This window comes from Microbacterium sp. LEMMJ01, assembly GCF_002114135.1.
GTDB lineage: Bacteria > Actinomycetota > Actinomycetes > Actinomycetales > Microbacteriaceae > Microbacterium.
This window is the reverse complement of record NZ_NCTV01000036.1, coordinates 321,295-343,315: the sequence shown is the minus strand read 5'-3', so window position 1 is coordinate 343,315 and position 22,021 is coordinate 321,295. Positions and strand designations below refer to the sequence as shown.

Sequence of the window (22,021 nt, the reverse complement as noted above, 5' to 3'; positions counted from 1 at the left end):
TCGGAGGCGGCGGGCCGACCGCCGACCCCACCGACATGATCGGCCGCGGCGAAGACCCGAGCTCGCTGCGGAACGAGGTCTTCACACGAGTGTTCGACGAGCACTGGGCGACGGTGCGCCACCACATCGAGGGCGTCGTCCCCGATGACGACGAGGTCAGTGAGATCGTGTCGGAGGTGTTCCTCGTCGCGTGGTCACGACTGCGCCCGACCCGTCCCCCCGGGAAGGTCTGGCTGCTCCGACAGACGGACCGCCACCTTCGTGCCCGCGCTCGGCGTTCTCCCACCGCGCACGGTGCGATCGATGCCGTGCACGCGGGGCTCTCCGGCGACCCGGAGACCCTCGGCGGGTTCGGCCGCAGCGAAGTCCTCCGAGCTTTGGGTGTCCTCACTCCCGGGCAACGGCGTATCATCATGCTCACGTACTGGGATGGACTCGCGGTGGGGGAGATTGCGGAGCTGCTGCGCGCTTCGGAGTCCCGGGTGCGGAAGACGCTGGCGCGGGCCGAGGAACGGCTGCGCGCCACGCTAGGACTGGAGGAGACGGGGAGTGCGTGATGCCTGAGAATGCCCTGCTCGAGCGCGTGCTCGTCGAGGCCGATCCCGCGCGCACGCCGCGCGACGCCGAGCCGGACGCGCGCGCGATCGCCGCGCGCGACCGCATCATCCGGTCCGCTCCCGCGCCGCAGCGCCGCCGGCGGACCCGGACGATCGGCTGGGCCGCAGGGCTGACCGCCGCCGCCGCGGCGGTCGCCATCGCCTTCGCGGCCCTCACTCCGCCGCAGTCCGCCGTCGCGGGTACTCCGTCGCCGCTGGTCTTCGAGAGCACCGGCTCGCTGAGTGACATCGTGGCCGACGCGGAGACCGAGCTGACGGTGTTCGCGCCGCCCGCCGACCCGGAGCGCTCGGTGCGGACCGCGTCCTGGTCGTTCAACGCGGAGATGGACACGGGGCGCACCGAGGTCATGCCGCAGTTCTCGACGTTCACCTGGCGGGAAGACCTCTCCGGGGAAGCCCTCGCCATCAACGGCGTCCCCTACGATCCCGAGGACGCGGTCGCGAACGGCGACTCCGAGATCGTGAGCAGCGGCGAGGTGGCCTCGCGCGTGACCTTCGCCCCCGGCGAGTTCGAGACCCCGGTCGTCGCCGCGCCGGGGGAGTCCGCCGCCGACGTGCGGGCGCTCCTGGAGGCATTCGACATGCCGAACGACCCGACGGCCTTCGAGGTGGTGACCGCCCTCACCTCGGTCTTCGGTCAGTGGACGCTCACCAACGCGCAGCACGCCGAGGTGTTGACGCTCATCGAGGCCTCCGGAGGAGCGCAGGCGCTCGGCGAGTCCACCGACCGCCTCGGGCGTCCTGTCGCCGGTATCCGCGTGCTGTCCGCGGACGGCATCGTGAGCGACGACCTTCTGGTGTCCCTCGACACCGGCCGCATCGTCGGCATCGAGCGAACCGTCCTGAAGGACGACGGCGTCTTCCCGGCCGGTGCGGTCGTGGACTACCGGATGTGGGACATCCCTGAGGAGGTCGTGCAATGAAGCACTCGCGCCCGCTGACCGCGGTTCTCGTGGCCCTGGCTCTCGTCGTGACCGGCGGCCCCACCGTCGCGGCAGCCGAGGAGCCCGTCGATCCCCAGCTCTCCCAGTTGCTCGAAGAGGTTCCCGGCGGTGTGGTGACCGACGGCGGCAGCGCCGTCTGGCCGAAACTCGACATGGAGTACCGACCGGCCCCGGCGTCGTCGCGGGTCGCGGCGCGCTCCGTCGGCTCCTGCGCGACCGGGCGGATCTGCGCGTACAACGCCTCCAACCTCGGCGGTGGCATGCTGAGCTGGGGGAGCTGCACCACCATCACCATCCCGTCGTCGTTCGCCACACGGTCCGCGGCGAACGCGCGGACCTCGGGGTACATGCAGGTGCGTAACGGGGCCTCGGTGCTCGCGACCGTCAACGCCAATGCCTGGGGCAACGTCTCGGGTTCCGCGACCAACATCCGCTGCTTCCTCTGAGAGCCGGGGCGGGCCGGTACAGGAGACGATGAGGGGCGAGGGCATGGCGAAGCACTGGGTGGCGACGACGGCCGGGCCTCCCGAGTCGTGGGCTTTCGAGGAGTACGTGCCCGCGCCGCCGCGCCGGGGCGAGGTCACGATCCGGGTGCGCGCCGCCGGGGTGAATCCGGCCGACGCGAAGCACGTGGCGGCCGCTCGGCCGGGGGTCGAGTTCCCGGTCGCCATCGGGTACGAGGTCTCGGGTGAGCTCGTGGCGATCGGCCCCGGGACCCGCATCGGCTCGGGCGACGCCGGGGTCGGCGACGAGGTCGTGGCCTTCCGCGTCCGGGGCGGGTACGCGACGGAGCTCACGGTGCCGGCTGCCACGGTCTTCGCGAAGCCGACGACGTTCGCGCACCCCGAGGCGGCGAACCTCCTGCTCGTCGGCACGACCGCTGCCGAGATGCTCGCCGTCACCGGTGCGGCCCCGGGCGAGACGATCCTGCTGCACGGTGCATCCGGTGCGGTGGGGGTCAGCGTGCTGCAGCAGGCCCGGCTGCGGGACGTCCGGGTGATCGGCACGGCGAGCCCGGAGCGCTTCGACGAGGTGCGGCGGTTCGGCGGCATCCCCGTGGCCTACGGTGCCGGGCTCGCGGATCGGGTGCGCGCGCTGGCGGACGGTCCGGTCGCCGCGGCTCTCGATGCGGTGGGGACCGACGAAGCCGTCGACGTCTCCCTGAGCCTGGTGGCGGACCGCCGGAGGATCGTCACGATCGCGAACCCGTCGCGGGCGTCCGCCGAGGGTTTCCTCGCGATCGCCGGGTCGATGCCGGACAGTGCCCGGTTCCGCGACGAGGTGCGCAGCGAACTCCTCGCTCTGGCGCAGAACGGCGACCTCGTGGTCCCTGTGGCACGGACCTTCCCGCTGACCGAGGCGCCGGAGGCCCATCGCCTCCTCGCCACCGGGCACCCGGGCGGCAAGCTCGCGCTGATCCCCGAGGGCTAGCCGCTCTCTTGCAGTGCCGAGGTCACGATGACGACGCCCTCGCCGTACTCCTCATCCGCGGCGTTCTGCAGGGAACCGTCATCCCAGACGACCTGGAGCCAGACGTAGCCGCGATCGATGGACAGTGCGAGAGCCTCCGCACCGAGGCGGCCGGCGATGTCGTTCTGCACGCGGTCGAGCTCCTCCGCCGTGCTGGTGCCGTCCACGCCGCCGGTGGGGTCCTCCGGCGCCATCGGATCGTAGAGCGCGAGGAGAGCAGGCGGCTCGGTCACCGTGAATCGCTCGCCGTCCCAGGCACCGGTGACCGCATAGGCCCCCCACTGCGTCTCTCCGGACGTCTCGCGGCCGTCCACGCCGTCCCAGCTCCACCCGTCGAGCGGCACACCGTCGCACTGCGGGGGATACGACTCGCGGATCGCGCCGAGGCACAGCCGGACATCCCCGGACTCGTCGAGAACGGTTCCGGTGCCGACCACGGGTCCTGTCGGTGGCGCGGGCTCCGCCTCCTCCCAGCGCGTGTCTGACGGCACCGTCGTGCTGGTCGGCGGTGCGGACGCTCCCGGCGCGGTGGTGCAGCCGGTCAGGAGCAGCAGAGCCGTCGCGGCGCCGACGACGAGGGAAGAGCGATCGCGGAAGGACCTCATACCGACCAGTGTCGCGCGTGCACGGATCGTCTCAGGTGCTAGCATGACCACATGCCTTTCGGCGGTCTGCTTCTTCTTAGCTGCCGCGACGAGTCCTAGAGCTAGGGCCTTCCTCGTCGCGGCGCTTGTGTTGGCCCGTTCATTGTGACGAAGAGAAGAAGCCCCATCATGCAGAACACCCAGCGCCCGTCCGCGATGCCGATCCACAAGTACCGGCCCTTCCACGAGCAGATCGCCGTCCACCTGCCTGACCGCACCTGGCCCGACGCCCGCATCACCGAGGCGCCCCGCTGGTGCGCGGTCGATCTCCGCGACGGCAACCAGGCTCTCATCGACCCCATGTCGCCCGAGCGCAAGCGCGTCATGTTCGAGCTGCTCGTCGGCATGGGCTACAAGGAGATCGAGGTCGGCTTCCCCTCGGCGAGCCAGATCGACTTCGACTTCGTGCGTCAGCTGATCGAGGAGAACCTCATCCCGGATGACGTCACGATCCAGGTCCTGACGCAGGCGCGCGAGCACCTGATCGCCCGCACCTACGAGGCCATCGCCGGTGCGAAGCAGGCCATCGTCCATCTCTACAACTCCACGAGCGTTCTGCAGCGCGAGGTCGTCTTCCGTACCGACAAGCAGGGCATCATCGACATCGCGCTCGAGGGCGCCCGGCTGTGCCGCCGGTTCGAGAAGACGATCCCGGACACGCAGGTGTACTACGAGTACTCCCCGGAGAGCTACACCGGCACCGAGCTGGAGTTCGCGGTCGACGTCTGCAACCAGGTCATCGAGATCTTCGAGCCCACGCCGGACCGCAAGGTCATCATCAACCTCCCCGCGACGGTGGAGATGGCGACGCCGAACGTCTACGCCGACTCGATCGAGTGGATGAGCCGTCACCTGAACCACCGGGAGAACGTGATCCTGTCGCTCCACCCGCACAACGACCGCGGTACCGCGATCGCCGCGGCCGAGCTGGGGTACATGGCCGGAGCCGACCGCATCGAGGGGTGCCTGTTCGGCAACGGGGAGCGCACGGGCAACGTCGACCTCGTCGCGCTCGGCATCAACATGTTCACGCAGGGCATCGATCCGCAGATCGACTTCAGCGACATCGACCAGGTCAAGCGCACGGTCGAGTACTGCAACCAGCTGCCGGTGCCCGAGCGCAGCCCGTGGGCCGGTGACCTCGTCTTCACGGCGTTCAGCGGCTCGCACCAGGACGCCATCAAGAAGGGCTTCGAGGCCATGGCCGCCAGGGCCGAGGCGCAGGGCGTGACGGTCGACGAGATCGAATGGGCCGTGCCGTATCTGCCCGTCGACCCGAAGGACCTCGGTCGCTCCTACGAGGCCGTCATCCGCGTGAACTCCCAGTCGGGCAAGGGCGGCGTCGCGTACCTGCTCAAGTCCGACCACGCGATCGACCTGCCGCGCAAGCTCCAGATCGAGTTCTCCGGGGTCGTGCAGGCCAAGACGGATGCCGAGGGCGGCGAGGTCACCAGCGAGCAGATCTGGTCGATCTTCACCGACGAGTACCTGCCCGCCGTGGACACCGAGGCGAAGTGGGGCCGGTTCGAACTGCTCGCCACGCAGACCCGGAGCGACATGTCCGGCGACGTCGTGCTCGACGTCGTGCTGCGGGACGACGACCAGGAGGTCTCCGTGTCGGGCAACGGCAACGGTCCGGTCGCCGCGTTCGTCGAGGTGCTGCGTGGTCAGGGCTTCGACATCACGGTCTACGACTACGTGGAGCACGCTCTCAGTGCCGGCGGGGACGCGCAGGCCGCGGCCTACGTCGAGCTGCAGGTGGGCGACCAGCGGCTGTGGGGGGTCGGCATCGACGGCGACATCTCGACCGCATCGCTCAAGGCGATCGTCTCGGGTGTGAACCGGTCGATCCGCAGCCGTCAGCAGGAGCTGGCCGCCGTCTGATCCTGGTTCGAATCGCGCGATCGGTCGTCTCCGGCCGCCGGATGGGGCCAATCGCGCGATTCGAAGTGGGGGATCAGTTCACCCACTGCACCAGCTGCCAGATGAGGCCGTTGGGGTCGGCGAACTGGCAGTACCGCTCGCCCCAGGGTTCGGTCTCGGGAGGGGTGACCACGCGAGCGCCCGCGGCGGCGATCCGGGCGAACTCCTGGTCGATCTCGTCGACGACGAAGACGATCAGAGTTCCCCGACCGGCGGACCCGGCGATCTCCTGCGGGCGGAACGTCGACAGCCCCGTCTCGAGGAAGATGACGTTCGGCACCGGCCCCGGGTGCTGCAACGAGACGAAGCCCTCCGCGGCCATCGCCTCCTCGAACCCGAAGTGCGTCATGGCGAAGGCGGCGGAGGCGGCGACGTCGGGGACGTTGAGCGAGAGGGCGGTCTGCGTGATGTTCACGGTTCTCCTTATCGAAAGTCTGTACAGCGTACAGTGTTAATGCGTGAGCGGTCTAGGCTATTCCCGATGGCCAAGAACCTCGTCGATCTGCTCTGGCGGCACAGCCCCGTGGCTCCCGCGACCCCACAGCGCGGACCGAAGGCGCGTCATTCGACGGATGACGTGGTCGACCGCGCTGTCGTGTTGGCTGACGCCGACGGGCTCGGCGCGGTGACCATCCGGTCTCTCGCGCAGAGCCTCGACCTGACGCCGATGTCGATCTACACGCACGTCAACAGCCGCGCCGACCTGCTCGTCCTGATGGCGGACGCGATGCACGCCAGGATGCTGGTCGCGCCTGCGCAGGCCTCCGGATGGCGTGCGGCGGTTCGGGCGATCGCCGAGGACAACCTGCGCCTCTTCCGGACCCACCCGTGGCTCATCGATGTCCGGGATCCGCGGGTCGCACTCGGCCCCGGCACCATCGCCAAGTACGACCGGGAGCTCCACGCCTTCGACGGTCTCGGCCTCGGCGCCGTGGAGCGCGACGCGGCGTTGAGTTTCGTGCTGGACTTCACCCTCTCCGCGGCGGCCCGCATGCGCGAGCAGCAGAGTGCCGAGTCGTTCGCGGCTTCCTGGGCGGAGGCGGCACCGCGTCTGGCGGCCTACCTGGGCGACGACCTGCCGCTCGCCCGGTCGGTGGGCCAGGCTGCCGGCGAAGCCCTGGGCGCGCCCTACGACGCTCGAACGGCGTGGGAGTTCGGCCTCGCGCGCGTGATCGACGGGCTCGCCGCCACCTGATCGTCGTTCGAATCGCGCGATCGGTCGTATTCAGCGGCGGGATGGAGCCAATCGGGCGATTCGAAGTCAGTCCTGGGGCTTCACGATCGGGATGGCACCGGTCTCGGCGGCGACCTTGCGGCGGTAGAGACGGCGCTGCTCGGGAAGCGAAACATCGAACGTCACGGCGAGGATCCGGATCACGGCGGTCACGACGATGCCGATGACGGCCGCGAGGGGGATGGGCATCCCGACGGCGTTCGCCACGACGATGAACGTGCATCCGGCGGCCGCGGCCACGGCATACAGCGAGCCGACGTGCATGATCGCCGTCGGCAGGCCCATCAGCATGTCGCGGAGCACACTCCCGCCGACCGCGGCGCAGACCCCGATGAACACCGCGGGCACTTCCGGGATGCCGAAGGCGAGCGCCTTGCTCGTCCCGAAGGCGCCGAACATGCCGATCACGACGGCGTCCAGCACCACGATCGCGGTGTTGAGCCGCGTGAAGAGTCCGGCCAGCAGCATGCCGAGCAGGGCGGCACCCGCGGCCGTGACCAGGTACCACTGGTTCTGCAGGGTGGCGGGCGTCTGTCCGAGCAGGATGTCGCGGATGAGACCGCCGCCCATGCCGATCATGATCCCGATGATCGCGACGCCCAGCCAGTCGAGCCGGCGCTGGCCCTGGAATCCGGCGGCGAACATCGCGCCCTGCACTCCGCCGAGGCCGACGCCGAGGAGGTCCGCCCACAGCGGAATGGTGAAGAGCGGTTCGGTCACGCGTCCATTGTCGCGCACGGAGGATAATCGAAGGGTGCCCACCTACCGAGACGAAGCGGTGATCCTGCGCACCCACAAGCTGGGCGAGGCGGATCGCATCGTCACGATGCTGTCCCGGCGGCACGGCAAGGTGCGCGCGGTGGCCAAGGGCGTGCGGCGCACCTCGTCGAAGTTCGGCTCCCGCCTCGAGCCGTTCATGGTCGCCGACGTGCAGCTCTACGAAGGCCGCTCGCTCGACATCGTGCAGCAGGCCGAGTCGCTCGGAGCCTACGGCACGGACATCGCCGCGCACTACGACCGGTTCACCGCCGCGAACGCCATGGTCGAGACGGCGGATCGGCTCAGCGACGCCGAGGCCACCCCGGAGCAGTACCTCCTGCTCGTCGGCGGGCTGCGGGCGCTGTCCCGCGGCGAGCACGCTCCGCGCAGCATTCTCGATTCGTACCTGCTGCGGGTCATGTCCCTCTCGGGGTGGGCACCGTCCCTCGAGGACTGCGCGCGCTGCGGGGCTCCGGGGCCGCACTCCGTCTTCGTCGCGCAGCTCGGCGGCCTTGTCTGCCACGCCGATGCACCCGCCGGGAGCCCGCGGATCGCCGAGAAGACCCTGACACTGCTCCGCGCGCTGATCCGCGGCGACTGGGACCTCATCGACGCGGCGCCGCACGCTGACACCGCCGCCGCCTCGGGTCTCGTCGCGGCGTACGCCCAGTGGCACCTGGAGCGGGGCATCCGCTCGCTCGCGCACGTGTCGTCCACCCCCGGAGAAGGAGCACGGTGAGCCCGAAGCCCTACACGCACAAGGACGCCGTGCTGTATCGGCCGATCGACTGGACCGGCGTGTACCCGCCCGCGTTCCCGGCCGTCCCGGAGCACGTCGCCATCGTCATGGACGGCAACGGGCGCTGGGCGAACCGCCGGGGCCTCAACCGCATCGAGGGCCACAAGGCCGGGGAGGAGGTGCTGCTCGACGTCGTCGCCGGCGCGATCCAGGCCGGCGTGAAGCACCTCTCCGTCTATGCGTTCTCCACCGAGAACTGGGCCCGTTCCCCCGAGGAGGTCCGCTTCCTCATGGGGTACAACCGCGATGTGCTGCACCGCCGCCGTGATCAGCTCAACGAGTGGGGTGTGCGTGTGCGGTGGGCGGGGCGCAAGCCGCGCCTGTGGGGGAGCGTCATCAAGGAGCTGCAGTACGCCGAGCAGCTGACCCGCGACAACGACGTGCTCAGCCTCACCATGTGCGTCAACTACGGCGGTCGGGTCGAACTCGTCGACGCGATGCGGACCATCGCGGCCGATGTCGCGGCCGGGCGGGTGAAGCCGAACGCGATCAGCGAGAAGACGATCCGTCGTCACCTCTACGTCCCCGACATGCCGGACGTGGACCTGTTCCTGCGCAGCTCGGGGGAGCAGCGCACCTCCAACTTCCTGCTGTGGCAGTCGGCCTACGCCGAGATGGTGTTCCTCGACACGCTGTGGCCGGACTTCTCGCGCGAGGAGCTCTGGCGCGCGATCGGGGTCTACCTCTCCCGTGACCGACGCTTCGGCGGCGCCGTGGACACCCCGACCTCGGCCTGAGCCCGCAGCCAGCGCTCCGTCTCGCGCGGATGCGTCAGCCGCACGATCGTGAGGTGGGGGAAGCGCTCCTGCACCGCGGGAAAGCGCTCGGACCAGGTTCGCAGCGTCTTCGTCTGCCAGGCCAGGATGCTCTCCTCCGGCGGGGCCCCCAGCATCCGCCAGATCGGCTTCTCGACGTTGCCGTTCCACATCCGGGTGCGGAGGATGCTGCGGCTGAGGGTGCGCCGGAGCAGACGCGACCGCACCACGCGGTACGGGTAGTCGAGCCAGAGCGCGAGCTGCGCTCTCGGGGTCAGGATCTCGTCGGTGCCCTTGCTCGTGTACTGCCACTCGGTCACCCAGCGCTCCTCCGCGGCGAAGGCGCGCACGTCGTCGAGGAACTCCGCCCGCGGGGTCCAGTCCGGCCCGTGGAACAGGCCGTCGATCTCCACGTGACGGAGGTCCCAGCGGGCGGCGAGCCGTCGGGACAGAGTCGTCTTCCCCGACCCGGTGACGCCCGCGACGAGCACCCGTGCGGGCCGGAACGGCAGGGGATCATCGGCGGAGAGCATCCGAGGATTCTACTGACGGAATACGTCGGACGCGCGGACGGTTGACCACGGTGTGACTGAACCCATCTCCATCGACATCTGGTCCGACATCGCCTGCCCCTGGTGCTACATCGGCAAGCGCAACCTCGAGAAGGGGCTGGAGGCGGTCGCAGCCGACGAGGACGCTCCGCAGGTCACGGTCACCTTCCACTCCTTCGAGCTCTCCCCGGACACCCCGGTCGACTTCGACGGTGACGAGATCGACTTCCTCTCCGGGCACAAGGGGATGCCGCGGACGCAGGTCGAGCAGATGCTGGCCAACGTCACCAACGTCGCCGCGAACGCGGGCCTGCAGTACCGGTTCGACCTGCTGCAGCACACGAACACGGTGAAGGCGCACGAGCTGCTGCACTTCGCGAAGGCCGAGGGACGCCAGCACGAGATGGAGGAGCGGCTCATGTCCGCCTACTTCACCGAGGGCAAGCACGTCGGACGCATCGACGACCTCGTCGCCCTCGCCGCCGAGGTGGGCCTCGATGCCGATCGCGCCCGCGCCGCACTCGAGAGCGAGCAGTACCTCGCCGACGTCCGCCAGGACCAGGCGCAGGCTCGCGCCTACGGGATCCAGGGGGTGCCGTTCTTCGTGGTCGACGGTCAGTACGGCATCAGCGGCGCGCAGCCGCCGGCGGCGTTCGAGAACGTGATCCGCGACCTCTGGGCGCAGCGGAGCGCGGCCGTCGAGGCCTGACCCGCATCGACAGACGACGGCGGGGACCCCGGGTCGGGGTCCCCGCCGTTCTGCTCCCCGGGCTCAGAGGCGCTGCTGGCGGGGCCCGAGGGGGAGCGGCTCCATCGGCTGATCGTTGGCAGTCAGGTCGATGCCGAGGTCCCGCGCATAGACGACGCGCGTGGCGATCGTGACCTCGTCGCCGGCCTCCGTCAGCTCGAACACCCGGCCACCCCGGAGGCGATTGCGCTCCGCGCCGGCCAGACCGTAGGCGCCGAAGCCGGTGCCGGGAGCGTATCCGAGCATCACGCCGTAGTAGTCGCCCATGTAGTCGTTGACATGGTCGTGGCCGACGAACACGCCCTTCACGTCGCCGCGCTCGAGGATCGCGTTGAACATCCCCGAGTTGAACGGCCCGGGGCACTCGTCCTCGTTGCGCTCCCCGACGATGCCGTGGCGGGCCCTGCCGCGGGCGGCATCGGCCGCCGTGCGGGTGTCCACACCGCCCCACCACATGAAGCGATGCTCCCACAGGGCGATGTGGAGGAACATGAGGCCCGGGACCTTGCGCCCTCGGCGCTGCTCCAGCCGCTGCGACTGGTCGCGGTACCAGGCGACCTGGTCCATGCGCAGCCAATCCCATGCCGGGTAGCCGGCGAAGTCCTGGCCGTCGATGGCGTCCGGCGCGTAGCGGCCCGAGTCCATCAGCCAGAGCGCGAACGCCTCCCGGTTCTTCTTCGCGGCGGAGCCGATCGTCACGATCGTGTTGCTCGTGCCCGTCACGCCGCGCGTGTTCTCGGCGTTCACGTTGTACTCGTACGACCGGTAGATCTGCAGCATCCCCGCCTCATCGACGCCGGACTGCGGCAGCGAGTCCTCGTCGTGGTTGCCGTAGGTGACCGCCCACGGGATGCGACGGGACTCCATCGGGATGACGACGTTGTTGATCGCCTGCTTCACCGCCAGCCGCGTCTCGCACCCGCCCGTGATCACATCGCCGTTGATGACCACGAAGTCCGGCTTCTCCTGGTCGAGCACCTTCTCCATCAGCTCGACGGTGCGGCGGTCGGTGAGCTCGTCGTCCTGCGTGTCGTTGAACTGCACGACCTTGAAGGTGCCGTCCGCGCGGAAGCGCAGGGTGCGCGCGTGGGCCGCGCCGGGCGATGCCGGGACGGTCACCGCGGCGGCAGGAGCGGCTCCGAGGGGGAGGGCGGTGCCGAGCGCGCCGAGCGCTCCGGCCGTGAGGACAGTTCGCCGGCTGAGGGGCAGTCGGTCGGGCATTCGTGGTCTCCTTCGTCTTCGGCGCGTGTCGCCGCGGTGAGACTAGGGACGCCAGATGTCCGCGGAGAGACCGGACGGTGAACGAGGGCGGCCTCGTCGAGCGCCGGGACGCGGTGCGCGCGTGACGCGGAGGTGAACGACGCTCAGCGGGGGAGCGCGGCCTCGATCGCCTGGACGATCTCCGGCGCATCGGGCTTCTGCTTCGGGCGGAAGCGCAGCACATCCCCGTCCGGGAGCACCAGGAACTTCTCGAAGTTCCACTCGACGCGGCCGGCCTTGCCGCCGGCATCCGGCGTCTCCTTGAGAGCCTTGTACAGCTCGGCGGCGTTCTTGCCGTTGACCTTGACCTTGTCGTTCACCGGGAAGGAGACGCCGTACGTCGTGGAGCAGAACTCGAGGATCTCGTCGACCGAACCGGGCTCCTGGCCGAAGAACTGGTTGCAGGGGAAGCCGACAACGGTGAAGCCGCGGTCGCCGAACCGGCGCTGCAGCTCCTCCAGCTGCTCGTACTGCGGGGTGAGCCCGCACTTCGAGGCGACGTTCACCACGAGCACCACGTCGGCGCCGAGATCGTCCAGAGTCTTCTGCTGGCCCTGGGCGTCGGTGAAGGGGATGGAGCGGAGGGCGGGATCGGTCATATGCACAGCTTAGGTCGCCGCATCCCCACCCGCTCCGGGTCTGGGAGAATGGACACGCCATGACTCTCGCCACCGCCCCCGCCCGCCCCCTCCGCATCGGCCCGATCGACCTCGACGTGCCGGTCGTCCTCGCGCCGATGGCCGGAATCACGAACACGGCCTTCCGACGCCTGTGCCGGGAGTACGGGGCCGGCCTCTACGTGAGCGAGATGATCACCTCGCGCGCGCTGGTCGAACGCAACGAGACCACGATGCGTCTCATCCGGCACCATGAGTCCGAGACGCCACGCTCCATCCAGCTCTACGGCGTCGATCCGAAGACCATCGCCGAGGCCGTCCGCATCATCGTCGCGGAAGACCACGCCGATCACATCGACCTCAACTTCGGCTGCCCGGTCCCCAAGGTCACGCGCAAGGGCGGCGGTGCGGCGCTGCCGTGGAAGTCGAAGCTCTTCGCCGACATCGTCGATCAGGCCGTCAAGGCCGCCGGCGACATCCCGCTCACCGTCAAGATGCGCAAGGGCATCGACCGGGACCACCTCACCTTCCTCGACGCCGGACGTGCCGCGGAGGATGCCGGAGCCGCCGCCGTGGCTCTGCACGCCCGGACCGCGAGCGAGTTCTACTCCGGTCACGCCGACTGGAGTGCGATCGGTGAGCTCAAGCAGGCCGTGACCAGCATTCCCGTTCTGGGCAACGGCGACATCTGGTCGGCCGACGACGCCGTGCGCATGATGGCGGAGACCGACTGCGACGGGGTCGTCGTCGGCCGCGGGTGCCTGGGCCGCCCGTGGCTGTTCGGACAGCTGGCTCTCGCCTTCGGGGGCGAGGGCAAGACGGTCGACGCGACCCTCGGTTTCGTCGCCGACGCCTTCCGCCGGCACGCGGAGCTGCTCGTCGAGTTCTTCGAGGACGAGGACCGCGGCTGCCGCGACATCCGCAAGCACGTGTCTTGGTACTTCAAGGGCTACCCGGTGGGCGGCGACATCCGCACGGGCCTCGCCACCGCGTCGAGCCTGCAGGAGATCGACGACCTGCTGGGCCGACTCGACCGTGCGGCTCCGTACCCCGGCGCGGACGCCGAAGGGCAGCGCGGCCGCGCGGGACACCCGAAGAAGACGGCCCTTCCGGAGAAGTGGCTGGAGTCGCGCGAGCTCGCCTCGTCGGCGTCGGAGATGATGCGTGGAGCGGAGATCGAGAACAGTGGCGGATGACCCCCGGGTCGGCGCGCGCGCCGACGGCTATGACCCGCGCGACGCGGAGCGCTTCATCGCGGAGACCCATCGTTCCGAGCGGGACGACTTCGCCCGCGACCGCGCGCGCGTGCTGCACTCGGCGGCTCTGCGGCGGCTCGCCGCGAAGACGCAGGTGCTCAGCCCCGCCAGCACGGCCGACTTCGCCCGCAACCGTCTGACCCACTCGCTCGAGGTCGCGCAGGTCGGCCGGGAGCTCGCCGCGGCGCTCGGGGTCTCCGCGGACGTGGTGGACACCGCGTGTCTGAGCCATGACCTCGGCCACCCGCCGTTCGGTCACAACGGCGAGCGGGCGCTGAACGAGTGGGCGGCGGCCATCGGCGGCTTCGAGGGCAACGCCCAGTCGCTGCGCATCCTCACCCGGCTGGAGGCGAAGGTGCTCGACGCCGAAGGCTCCTCCGTCGGCCTGAACCTCACGCGGGCGAGTCTCGACGCGACCTGCAAGTATCCGTGGACCGTCGACAGCCCCGTCCCCGACCCGGGGGGTCGGCTCAAGTTCGGCGTGTACCCGGAGGACGAGGCCGTGTTCCGCTGGATGCGCGACGGAGCACCGGGGCGGCTGCGTTGCATCGAGGCCGAGATCATGGACCTCTCCGACGACATCGCCTACTCGGTGCACGACTTCGAGGACGCGATCGTCAACGGCTACGTCGACGTCGCGCAGCTCGCCGACCCGGCGGCGCACGAGGCCCTGCTCAGCCGGGTCCAGCAATGGGTCGGCTACGACTTCACGCGCGACGAACTCGCCGACGCCCTCTACCGGCTCGCCTCGCAGCCGATGTGGCTCGCGTCCTTCGATCGTTCCCGACAGGATCTCGCCCGGCTCAAGAACCTCACCAGCGACCTCATCGGCCGGTTCGCGCGCGCGGCGGTCTCGGCCACCCGGGAGGCCTTCGGGGGCACGCGCCTGGTCCGCTACAACGCGCACGTGATCGTGCCCCGCGTCGTCGAGGTCGAGATCGCGGTTCTCAAGGGGATCATGGGTCAGGCGATCGTCACGATCGATGCCAGGAAGGGCGTCTACAAGGAGCAGCGCCGAGTGCTGAAGCGCTTGGCCGACGCCCTGTGGTCGACCGACACCCTGTGGTCGGCCGGCGCGGATGTGCTGGAGCCCGCGTTCGCCGCCGACTTCGTCGCCGCCGAGAGCGACGCGGAGCGGGCGCGGGTCGTCGTGGATCAGATCGCGAGCCTGACCGATCAGAGTGCGATCGACTGGCACAACCGCCTGGTCGGGGAGATCGACCCGGCGGAGGTCGGCATCTGGACGCCGCGTCATGCGCGCCCCGGCGCGCGCACGCCTGTCGAGAGGCGGCCCGTCGCAGAAGGCGCCCGCTGATGCCCCGCATCCGGCAGGCCGACGTCGACGAGGTCAAGGCCCGCACCAACATCGCGGACATCGTGGGGGAGCGCGTCGCCCTCAAATCGGCGGGGGTCGGGTCCCTCAAGGGACTGTGCCCGTTCCACGACGAGAAGAGCCCCAGCTTCCACGTGCGTCAGCAGGTCGGCTACTACCACTGCTTCGGCTGCGGGGAGTCGGGCGACGTGTACTCCTTCCTCCGCGCGATGGACCACGTGAGCTTCACGGAGGCGGTCGAGCGTCTCGCGGGCCGCATCGGCTACACCCTGCATTACGAGGACGGAGGTGCGGCGCCGGAGACCAGTGGCCGCAGCCGGCTGTACGCGGCGAACACGGCCGCGGCGGAGTTCTTCCGGTCCCAGCTGCTGTCGCCGGATGCGGAGGCGGCCCGCCGGTTCCTCGGGGAGCGCGGCTTCGACGCCGGGGCGGCTGCGCACTTCGGCGTCGGCTTCGCCCCTCGGGGATGGGACGGCATGCTCAAGGCGCTGACCGCCCAGGGCTTCACGCGCGAGGAGCTGAGCACCGCAGGACTCGTCTCCACGGGCCAGCGCGGTGTGTACGACCGGTTCCGCGGCCGCCTCGTCTGGCCGATCCGCGACGTGTCGGGGCAGACCATCGGCTTCGGCGCCCGCAAGCTGTTCGATGACGACCAGGGCCCCAAGTACCTCAACACCCCCGAGACCCCGATCTACAAGAAGGCCCAGGTGCTCTACGGGCTCGACCTCGCCAAGCGCGACATCGCCCGCGGCGACCCGCGCCGGGTCGTGGTCGTCGAGGGCTACACCGATGTGATGGCCTGCCACCTCGCCGGGCTCACGACCGCGGTCGCGACCTGCGGCACCGCGTTCGGCGCCGAGCACATCAAGGTGCTCCGCCGGGTCATGGGCGACGACAACGCGTCCGGTGAGGTGGTGTTCACCTTCGACGGCGACGAGGCGGGACAGAAGGCCGCGCTGCGGGCGTTCACGGAGGACGACCGGTTCAACGCACAGACCTTCGTCGCGGTCGCCCCGGACGGCCTCGACCCGTGCGACCTCCGGCTGCAGCGCGGGGACGCGGCGGTGCGCGGCCTCATGGACGCGAAGCAGCCGATGTTCGAGTTCGCCATCGACCGCAAGCTCGCGGGTTTCGACCTCTCCACGGTCGAGGGCCGGGTCGGCGCCCTCCGTGCCGCGTCCCCGATCGTGGCGGAGATCCGCGACCGCCTGCTGCGCCCCGGCTACGAGCGGGTACTCGCACGCCGACTCGGCATGGACCCGACCGAGGTGCATGGGGAGGTCGAGCGCGCCGCGCGCGGTGCGCAGGCGGCCGCTCCTCAGGCCCGTCGGGAGGCCGCGCCGCGGGTCGATCCCGCCACGGGCGGGCCGGTCGTCGCGGCCGTGACGCTCGCCAGCCTGCCTCGTTCGCCCGACGTCGCCGTGGAGCGCGATGCGCTCATGGGCGCCCTGCAGTACGGTCACCAGATCGATGCGGCGCTGCTGACGCGAGCGCTCGCGGAGCCGTTCCGCACGCCCGGCCTCGATGCCGTGCGCGAGGCGGTCGCCGCCGCCCCCGATCGCAGCCGTCCCGGCTGGGTGACGGACGCGGTGAACAGCGTGCGCGAGCCGTACCGCTCGCTCGCGGGCGAGCTGCTGATGACGCCGTTCCCAGCGCGGGACGAGGCCGGCGCGGTGGCGTCGGCGACGGATCTCGCCCGACGGCTGGTGGTGCGGCAGCTCGAGCACGAGAAGCAGGAGCTGCTGGGCGCGGTCCAGCGCGTCCCTGCGGACTCCGACGGCGGGCGCGCGCTGCGGGTACGACTGCGGGACATCGACGTGGAGCGGCAGCGGTTCTTCGCCGAGTCGTAACCGGAACGGTCCCGGACGAGACGGCAGGATGGATACATGCCCCGCACGCCCGAATCCTCGAATGCGATCGAGTGCTCCGATCTGGTCATCGACCGGATCGGCCACGGCACGCCCAATCGCGCGGTCGACGGCGTGACGTTCTCGCTCGCCCCCGGCGGGCTCATCTGCGTCGCGGGGCCGACCGGCTCGGGCAAGTCGACCCTCGTCGCCGCGCTCGCGGGTTCCACCGATCCCTCGGTGCGCGTCGTCGGCGGCCGGGCGCAGGTCTGCGGCATCGACATCCGTCGTCCGGGTCGTAAGCACCGCATCCTCACCTACCGCACGGGCTTCGTGCCGCAGGGTGCCGGGGCGGACCTGCCGCCGCAGCTGACGGTCAACGAGGTCATCGCGGAGCCGATCCTCATCCGGGAGAAGCGCGTCAACACCCGGGCGCTCTCCATCCGGGTGGCGACGCTCCTCGACGAGCTCCACCTGCCGCTCGGGACCGCCGCGAAGTTCCCCTACGAGCTCAGCGCGGGCATGCGACAGCGCGTCGCGATCGCCCGTTCCTTCGTGCTGGAGCCGCGGGTGCTCATCGCCGACGAGATCCTCGCGAACCTCGATCTGGAGGTGCGACCTGTCGTCTTCGACGCCATCACCCGGCGCCGCAAGGAGGAGGGGATGGCGGCACTCCTCGTCACCAACGACGCGGACTTCATCCGCGAGCTGAACGCGGAGACGCTCATGCTGCGCGGGGGCCACGTCGTCGCGCGGGGCGTCGGCAAGGACCTGCTCTGGGTGCCGAATGCGGAGTCGGATTCCCGCCGCTGAGCGCGACACGCCCGAGGGTCGCGGAAGGCGCCCCGGTGTCACGAACAGCGTCTCGAGTTTGCTAAGCTTGACGAGTTGCCCGCTCCGCGGCGCACATTCCTCGGTAGCTCAATTGGCAGAGCAGCCGGCTGTTAACCGGCAGGTTCTTGGTTCGAGTCCAAGCCGGGGAGCCAACCAGAGAAGCCCCCTCCACGGAGGGGGCTTCTCTCGTTCCCGGACCGCTCGTCTGCGCCGCGGGAAACAGGAAGAGCCCCTCCTCGCGGAGGGGCTCTTCCTGTCGGGGAGGATGGTTCAGCCGACGCCCTCCATGGCGCTCGTCTCGGTGTTGCCGATCCGGGCGATGACGTGAGGGCGACGACGGGCGAGGTAGGCGTACCGGGTGAGCGCGAGAGCGACGGTCACCAGGAACACGTACGGGATCACGTTGTAGGGGAAGGCAGGAACGGGCCACACGTTCGCGAAGAAGACGTACGCCATCGTCACGACCGCGACCGTGGCGCACACCTTCACGAGGCCGTTCCGCATCTTCGCCCGCTGCGTGTAGACCACGCAGGCGATGGCGACGAGGGCGTAGGCGACCATGTAGCCGTAGGTGCCCCAGGTGTTGACCCAGACGAGGATGTCGCCCGTCGCCGCCCCCGCCACCAGCAGCACGATGTCGACCGTGATCGCCGCGGCGCCGGCGAGGATGAGCACGCGGTGCGGCGTGAGGTGCTGCTCGTGCGTGCGGCCGAAGCGCTCCGCGACGACGCCTTCCTTGCCCATCACGTAGACGATGCGGCCGATCACGTTGAGCGGCGCGACGACGACCGCGAAGAACGACGCCGAGACGCCGAACGTGAGCACGGCCGCGAACCAGCCCGGCATGCCGATGAGGGCGGACATGCTCTCCAGTGGGCTCGCGGCGGTGGCGAGGTCGTCGCCGAGGACCGCGATCTGCGTGTAGGCGGCGAAGACGTAGAGCACGCCGACGCCGAGGGCGCTCCACATGATGGCGCGGGGGATCGCCTTGTACGGCTCCTTGGCCTCGCGCCCGAGGGCGTCTGCAGAGGAGAAGCCGACGAAGCCCAGGATGCCCAGGACCATGCCGGACGCGATGCCCTGGAACGACGAGCCGGTCGCGAGCACCTGCGCGGGGTCCCACGCAGAGGGGCCCGCCCACGCGAGCGCCGCGATGAGGAGCACGAGGATGATGCCGACGGAGAGCAGCTCGAGGACGAGCGAGACCCGGGCGGAGAGCCGGATGCCGCGGATGGTGAACAGCGTCGCCAGGCCACCGAGCACGATCGCCAGGCCGATGTCCCAGCCGAGTCCCTGGGCGGGGAGGCCCAGCATGCTCAGGAACTGCCCCATGTAGCTGACCGAGCCGCTGAGGGAGGCCGCTGCGATGCCGAAGCAGCCGATCAGCAGGGTGACCCCGGCGAGGAAGGCGCCGAACGGGCCGAGGCCCTTCGACACGTAGGTGTACAGCGAGCCTGCGGAGGCGTGCTTGCGGGCGAACACCACCACGCAGTAGCCGACGCACAGGATCACGATGGTGGCCAGTGCGAAGGCGTAGATGGTGCCGTTCCCGGCGCCGAGGAAGATGGCGGCGGCCGTGAAGGCGATGACGGCGCTGGGGGCGATGTTGGCGATGGCCTGGGCGGCGAGCTCGGGTCCGCTCATGACGCCGGTGCGGAGCCCGGCATCCTGCGGGGCGCCGGGCGGGGCGACGACGGTGTCTGACATGGTTCTCCTGGATTCGGGTTTCAGGGATGGGGGCCGCGCGCGGCGGTCAGGGGATGAGGAGGGTGCGCAGTGCCGAGCCGCCGTCGAGGTCGTCCAGGGCGGCGGCGGCCTCGGAGAGCGGACGGCGACCGGAGATCAGCGGATCGATCTTCAGCTGCCCGTCCATGTAGCGGTCCACGAGCGCGGGGACGTCGATCGACGGCCGCACCGAGCCGTAGTTCGAGCCGAGGATGCGCTGGTCGGCCTCGGCGAGGACGAGCGGCTCGAACGAGGCGCGTGCTCCCGTGGGCGGCAGCCCGACGATGACGGCGGCGCCGCCGAGTCCGAGCATCTGGATGGACTGCTCGGTCGTGGAGGTGCGTCCGATCGCGTCGAAGGCGTAGTCGACGCCGTCGGGGATGAGTTCGCGCAGCTGGGCCACGGCATCGCCCTGGGAGGCGTCGATGCGGTCCGTGGCCCCGAACTGCAAGGCCATCTGCGTCTTCTCCGGCCGCACGTCGATCGCGACGATGCGCTCGGCCCCGGCGAGTCGGGCGCCCTGGACGACGTTGAGCCCGACGCCGCCGCAGCCGATGACGGCGACGGTCGACCCCGGTTCCACGGCGGCGGTGTTCAGGACGGCGCCGACACCGGTCGCGACCGCGCAGCCGACCACGGCGATGACGTCGAGGGGCGCGTCGTCGCGAACCTTCACGGCTCCGGATGCGGGGACGACGACCTCCTCCGCGAAAGACGAGACGCCCAGGTAGTGGTGCAGCTGCTCGCCGTCGCGGCTCAGCCGTGACGTGCCGTCGAAGAGCACGCCGAGGGGAGCGACCACGGTGGCGACCTTCTGACAGCGCGCCTCGTGACCGGCGCGGCAGTAGCGGCACTCGCCGCACGGCGGCACCCAGCTCAGCACGACGTGGTCGCCGACAGCAAGCGTGGTGACGCCCTCGCCCAGCTCGGTGACGACGCCGGAGCCCTCGTGGCCCATGACCAGGGGAGCGGCGGCATCCCACTCGCCGCGCTTGACGTGCAGGTCGGAGTGGCAGACACCGGCGGCGGCGATGCGCACGCGCACCTCACCGGCGCGGGGCGGAGCGAGGTCGACGTCGACGAACTCGATGGGCGACTGGGGGTCGCGGAAGACAACAGCTTTCATGACATCCTTCGGGAAGTGGGGATGCGCACGATGCTAGGAGAGAGCGGAAGCCCTCGGCATCCGACAGAAGGGTGAACAGAGTGAGCGCTCTTCGACAATCTGTATGATCGGAAGGTGGCTCGTGACGTCGCCTCCGTGGCCAGGTATCTCCGTGCGGAACTGCTGCCGGGCGCTGTCCCCGGAGCGCGGCCGGTCAACGCGGTCCTTCCCCTCGACGACTTCGGTCCGCCGGTGGATCCGCTCCATGCGACGCTCGTCGTGGCCGAAGAGGCCGCGCTCCTCGGTGTCGATGGCGACCGCGGTGCCGCGCTGGGGGAGACCGTGGTGGTCACCAGCGACGACGGCCCCCGTCTTCGCGAAGCCGTGCGGGACGCGGGGATCACGGCGATCGTCGGGGCGCCGATGCCGCCGTCGCTGCTCGTCCCGACGCTGACCTCGCTCCTCGCGGTCGATCAGGCGGCGGAGGCCCGCGCGATCACCTCGGCGATGCGGGTGCTCACCCTGGCGGCGCGGCGCAGCGGCATCACCGGCGTCATCGCGGAGCTGGCGCACCGCATCGACGGGTGGGCGGTGCTCCTGGATCGGCACGGCGAGGTCATCACCACGGCCGGTGCCGGAAGCCTGCACATCGACGACGCGATCGCCGTCGCCGTCGGCCGCCCGGTGCGCGTGCGGCATCGCGCTCTGCAGGTGCACCCGGTCGGTCCGGGCCAGGACATCACCGCGCAGCTCGTGACCGCTCCGCGCAACGACAGCTCCGGCCGCGGTCGGGAACTGAGCTCGCAGGCCGCGGCGCTGCTCGATCTCCTGATGCGCACCCGGGACAGCAGTCAGCTGGAACGCCTCGGCCGCTCCATGATGTTCGAGACCGTGCGCGAGGGAGGGGAGGAGGCCGCTCGTCTGCTCCGCCGCTGGGGCGTGCACGAGCGCGTGCTGGTGGGCTTCGCCCTCGCCTCCCGCACCAGCGGTGTCGACGTCGAGCATCTGCTCGGCCTCTGGCTCGACGAGCTCGGTGCGGAGCACGTCTTCACGTCGCAACGGGGAATCGTCCAGGGTGTCGTTCGCGAAGACCACGCCGAGCAGATCGCGCATCGCGCCCGGGCGTTCGCATCGACGCTCTATCTCGGTCTCGGCCGACCGGCGGGCACGGATGCCCTCGCCCGCAGCATCGACGAGGCGCGGCACGCCTGCGAGGCCGCGCGCACCGGCGGCGAACGCGTGGTCCGCTACGAGGCCATTCCGACGGTGTCGTTCGTGCTCGGGGCGCTGGACCCGGATCAGACCACTCGCCTCGCGCGTCTGCTCGACCCTCTGCGTGCGGCCGAGCGGCCCGCCGAGCTCCTCGACACCCTCCGGGTGTTCCTCGCGTGCAACGGGGCGTGGAGCGAGAGCGCGGCGCGGCTGCGCATCCACCGACAGACGCTGACGACCCGCGTCCGACGGATCGAGGATCTCACCGGGCTCTCCCTCTCCGATCCGGACGACCGCGTCGCCGCGTGGCTCGCCCTCCGCGCCTCCGACGGCTGACGAGCCACCGGGACGACGAAGGGCCCCGCCTTGCGGCGGAGCCCTTCGTGCA

22 protein-coding genes and 1 tRNA gene are annotated in these 22,021 nt (G+C 70.5%); 15 read left to right on the top strand and 8 right to left on the bottom strand.

All coding sequences use genetic code 11. From position 1 onward, the window contains the following. The first annotated feature begins 35 nt into the window (after positions 1 to 35). The 4 genes from B7W94_RS16625 to B7W94_RS16610 are packed head-to-tail and all read left to right on the top strand — an operon-like array spanning position 36 to position 2,992. Complete coding sequence (locus B7W94_RS16625; RefSeq protein ID WP_025103685.1) at positions 36 to 557, top strand: RNA polymerase sigma factor; 522 nt, start codon at positions 36 to 38, stop codon at positions 555 to 557. Next, positions 557 to 1,540, top strand: a complete 984-nt coding sequence (locus B7W94_RS16620; RefSeq protein ID WP_085607739.1) for a hypothetical protein — start codon at positions 557 to 559, stop codon at positions 1,538 to 1,540. The genes B7W94_RS16625 and B7W94_RS16620 overlap by 1 nt, the downstream gene beginning before the upstream one ends. After that, the gene (locus B7W94_RS16615) at positions 1,537 to 2,007 is read left to right on the top strand and encodes a hypothetical protein (RefSeq protein ID WP_085607737.1); all 471 of its coding nucleotides are present in this window, start codon (positions 1,537 to 1,539) and stop codon (positions 2,005 to 2,007) included. The genes B7W94_RS16620 and B7W94_RS16615 overlap by 4 nt, the downstream gene beginning before the upstream one ends. 43 nt (positions 2,008 to 2,050) lie before the next feature. Further along, entirely contained in the window at positions 2,051 to 2,992 is a 942-nt protein-coding gene (locus tag B7W94_RS16610; RefSeq protein WP_139833346.1) for a quinone oxidoreductase family protein, read from the top strand. On the opposite strand, the gene B7W94_RS16605 is transcribed toward B7W94_RS16610, so the two are convergent. Next, complete coding sequence (locus B7W94_RS16605; protein WP_139833345.1) at positions 2,989 to 3,636, bottom strand: hypothetical protein; 648 nt, start codon at positions 3,634 to 3,636, stop codon at positions 2,989 to 2,991. The two genes, B7W94_RS16610 and B7W94_RS16605, sit on opposite strands and share 4 nt — an antisense overlap. Before the next feature lie 168 nt (positions 3,637 to 3,804). On the opposite strand from B7W94_RS16605, the gene leuA reads away from it, so the two are divergent. After that, positions 3,805 to 5,559, top strand: coding sequence for a 2-isopropylmalate synthase (gene leuA, locus B7W94_RS16600; RefSeq protein ID WP_085607733.1), 1,755 nt, complete (start codon positions 3,805 to 3,807; stop codon positions 5,557 to 5,559). 73 nt (positions 5,560 to 5,632) lie between these two features. Here the strand turns inward: leuA and B7W94_RS16595 are convergent, their stop codons facing one another. After that, positions 5,633 to 6,013 carry a VOC family protein gene (locus B7W94_RS16595; protein WP_085607731.1) on the bottom strand — a complete coding sequence of 127 codons (381 nt, stop codon included), beginning with the start codon at positions 6,011 to 6,013 and terminating at the stop codon, positions 5,633 to 5,635. Positions 6,014 to 6,079: 66 nt separating this feature from the next. Between B7W94_RS16595 and B7W94_RS16590 the strand changes: the two genes are divergently transcribed. Beyond that, positions 6,080 to 6,793, top strand: a complete 714-nt coding sequence (locus B7W94_RS16590) for a TetR/AcrR family transcriptional regulator C-terminal domain-containing protein (RefSeq protein WP_085607729.1) — start codon at positions 6,080 to 6,082, stop codon at positions 6,791 to 6,793. A gap of 66 nt (positions 6,794 to 6,859) precedes the next feature. On the opposite strand, the gene B7W94_RS16585 is transcribed toward B7W94_RS16590, so the two are convergent. Next, the gene (locus tag B7W94_RS16585; protein ID WP_025103677.1) at positions 6,860 to 7,552 is read right to left on the bottom strand and encodes a trimeric intracellular cation channel family protein; all 693 of its coding nucleotides are present in this window, start codon (positions 7,550 to 7,552) and stop codon (positions 6,860 to 6,862) included. A 34-nt stretch (positions 7,553 to 7,586) separates the two neighbouring features. Here B7W94_RS16585 and recO point away from each other — a divergent pair, with 34 nt between their 5' ends. Then, entirely contained in the window at positions 7,587 to 8,330 is a 744-nt protein-coding gene (gene recO, locus B7W94_RS16580; protein WP_025103676.1) for a DNA repair protein RecO, read from the top strand. Next, a complete protein-coding gene (locus B7W94_RS16575) occupies positions 8,327 to 9,127 on the top strand; it encodes an isoprenyl transferase (protein ID WP_085607727.1) in 801 nt (266 codons plus the stop codon). Before recO ends, B7W94_RS16575 begins: the two co-directional genes overlap by 4 nt. Here the strand turns inward: B7W94_RS16575 and B7W94_RS16570 are convergent. Next, positions 9,070 to 9,678, bottom strand: coding sequence for an AAA family ATPase (locus B7W94_RS16570; RefSeq protein ID WP_085607725.1), 609 nt, complete (start codon positions 9,676 to 9,678; stop codon positions 9,070 to 9,072). The genes B7W94_RS16575 and B7W94_RS16570 overlap by 58 nt on opposite strands. 52 nt (positions 9,679 to 9,730) lie before the next feature. Between B7W94_RS16570 and B7W94_RS16565 the strand changes: the two genes are divergently transcribed. Further along, entirely contained in the window at positions 9,731 to 10,405 is a 675-nt protein-coding gene (locus B7W94_RS16565) for a DsbA family oxidoreductase (RefSeq protein ID WP_085607723.1), read from the top strand. A gap of 63 nt (positions 10,406 to 10,468) precedes the next feature. Here the strand turns inward: B7W94_RS16565 and B7W94_RS16560 are convergent, their stop codons facing one another. Both B7W94_RS16560 and B7W94_RS16555 read right to left on the bottom strand, forming a co-directional pair. Continuing rightward, a complete protein-coding gene (locus tag B7W94_RS16560) occupies positions 10,469 to 11,665 on the bottom strand; it encodes a metallophosphoesterase family protein (protein WP_172400143.1) in 1,197 nt (398 codons plus the stop codon). A gap of 143 nt (positions 11,666 to 11,808) precedes the next feature. Continuing rightward, positions 11,809 to 12,303: a glutathione peroxidase gene (locus tag B7W94_RS16555; RefSeq protein WP_025103671.1), complete on the bottom strand. Its 495-nt coding sequence runs from the start codon at positions 12,301 to 12,303 to the stop codon at positions 11,809 to 11,811. 59 nt (positions 12,304 to 12,362) lie between these two features. On the opposite strand from B7W94_RS16555, the gene dusB reads away from it, so the two are divergent. The 5 genes from dusB to B7W94_RS16530 all read left to right on the top strand — a co-directional run bounded on the left by dusB (position 12,363) and on the right by B7W94_RS16530 (position 17,743). Continuing rightward, the gene (gene dusB / locus B7W94_RS16550; RefSeq protein WP_025103670.1) at positions 12,363 to 13,517 is read left to right on the top strand and encodes a tRNA dihydrouridine synthase DusB; all 1,155 of its coding nucleotides are present in this window, start codon (positions 12,363 to 12,365) and stop codon (positions 13,515 to 13,517) included. After that, a complete protein-coding gene (locus B7W94_RS16545) occupies positions 13,507 to 14,892 on the top strand; it encodes a deoxyguanosinetriphosphate triphosphohydrolase (RefSeq protein ID WP_085607721.1) in 1,386 nt (461 codons plus the stop codon). The genes dusB and B7W94_RS16545 overlap by 11 nt, the downstream gene beginning before the upstream one ends. Further along, on the top strand, positions 14,892 to 16,760 hold the full coding sequence (dnaG, locus tag B7W94_RS16540; protein WP_085607719.1) for a DNA primase: 1,869 nt from the start codon (positions 14,892 to 14,894) through the stop codon (positions 16,758 to 16,760). The genes B7W94_RS16545 and dnaG overlap by 1 nt, the downstream gene beginning before the upstream one ends. A gap of 36 nt (positions 16,761 to 16,796) precedes the next feature. Next, complete coding sequence (locus B7W94_RS16535) at positions 16,797 to 17,570, top strand: ATP-binding cassette domain-containing protein (RefSeq protein ID WP_025103667.1); 774 nt, start codon at positions 16,797 to 16,799, stop codon at positions 17,568 to 17,570. Positions 17,571 to 17,667: 97 nt separating this feature from the next. After that, positions 17,668 to 17,743 (top strand) — tRNA-Asn (locus B7W94_RS16530). A 118-nt stretch (positions 17,744 to 17,861) separates the two neighbouring features. Here the strand turns inward: B7W94_RS16530 and B7W94_RS16525 are convergent. Then, positions 17,862 to 19,298 carry an APC family permease gene (locus B7W94_RS16525; protein WP_085607717.1) on the bottom strand — a complete coding sequence of 479 codons (1,437 nt, stop codon included), beginning with the start codon at positions 19,296 to 19,298 and terminating at the stop codon, positions 17,862 to 17,864. 46 nt (positions 19,299 to 19,344) lie between these two features. Continuing rightward, positions 19,345 to 20,442 (bottom strand): alcohol dehydrogenase catalytic domain-containing protein, encoded by a 1,098-nt coding sequence (locus B7W94_RS16520; RefSeq protein WP_025103665.1) that lies wholly within the window; start codon positions 20,440 to 20,442, stop codon positions 19,345 to 19,347. Positions 20,443 to 20,556: 114 nt separating this feature from the next. Here B7W94_RS16520 and B7W94_RS16515 point away from each other — a divergent pair, with 114 nt between their 5' ends. Continuing rightward, the gene (locus B7W94_RS16515) at positions 20,557 to 21,969 is read left to right on the top strand and encodes a PucR family transcriptional regulator (protein WP_025103664.1); all 1,413 of its coding nucleotides are present in this window, start codon (positions 20,557 to 20,559) and stop codon (positions 21,967 to 21,969) included. The last annotated feature ends 52 nt before the right edge of the window (positions 21,970 to 22,021 follow it).

Excerpts from the sequence above, each read along its gene's own strand:
- B7W94_RS16535 (WP_025103667.1), top strand. The coding sequence starts at position 16,797 with ATGCCCCGCACGCCCGAATCCTCGAATGCGATCGAGTGCTCCGATCTG.
- B7W94_RS16570 (WP_085607725.1), bottom strand. The coding sequence starts at position 9,678 with ATGCTCTCCGCCGATGATCCCCTGCCGTTCCGGCCCGCACGGGTGCTC.
- B7W94_RS16620 (WP_085607739.1), top strand. The coding sequence starts at position 557 with ATGCCTGAGAATGCCCTGCTCGAGCGCGTGCTCGTCGAGGCCGATCCC.
- leuA (WP_085607733.1), top strand. The coding sequence starts at position 3,805 with ATGCAGAACACCCAGCGCCCGTCCGCGATGCCGATCCACAAGTACCGG.
- B7W94_RS16625 (WP_025103685.1), top strand. The coding sequence starts at position 36 with ATGATCGGCCGCGGCGAAGACCCGAGCTCGCTGCGGAACGAGGTCTTC.
- B7W94_RS16605 (WP_139833345.1), bottom strand. The coding sequence starts at position 3,636 with ATGAGGTCCTTCCGCGATCGCTCTTCCCTCGTCGTCGGCGCCGCGACG.
- B7W94_RS16525 (WP_085607717.1), bottom strand. The coding sequence starts at position 19,298 with ATGTCAGACACCGTCGTCGCCCCGCCCGGCGCCCCGCAGGATGCCGGG.
- B7W94_RS16560 (WP_172400143.1), bottom strand. The coding sequence starts at position 11,665 with ATGCCCGACCGACTGCCCCTCAGCCGGCGAACTGTCCTCACGGCCGGA.
- B7W94_RS16590 (WP_085607729.1), top strand. The coding sequence starts at position 6,080 with ATGGCCAAGAACCTCGTCGATCTGCTCTGGCGGCACAGCCCCGTGGCT.
- B7W94_RS16610 (WP_139833346.1), top strand. The coding sequence starts at position 2,051 with ATGGCGAAGCACTGGGTGGCGACGACGGCCGGGCCTCCCGAGTCGTGG.
- dnaG (WP_085607719.1), top strand. The coding sequence starts at position 14,892 with ATGCCCCGCATCCGGCAGGCCGACGTCGACGAGGTCAAGGCCCGCACC.
- B7W94_RS16520 (WP_025103665.1), bottom strand. The coding sequence starts at position 20,442 with ATGAAAGCTGTTGTCTTCCGCGACCCCCAGTCGCCCATCGAGTTCGTC.
- B7W94_RS16555 (WP_025103671.1), bottom strand. The coding sequence starts at position 12,303 with ATGACCGATCCCGCCCTCCGCTCCATCCCCTTCACCGACGCCCAGGGC.
- B7W94_RS16615 (WP_085607737.1), top strand. The coding sequence starts at position 1,537 with ATGAAGCACTCGCGCCCGCTGACCGCGGTTCTCGTGGCCCTGGCTCTC.
- dusB (WP_025103670.1), top strand. The coding sequence starts at position 12,363 with ATGACTCTCGCCACCGCCCCCGCCCGCCCCCTCCGCATCGGCCCGATC.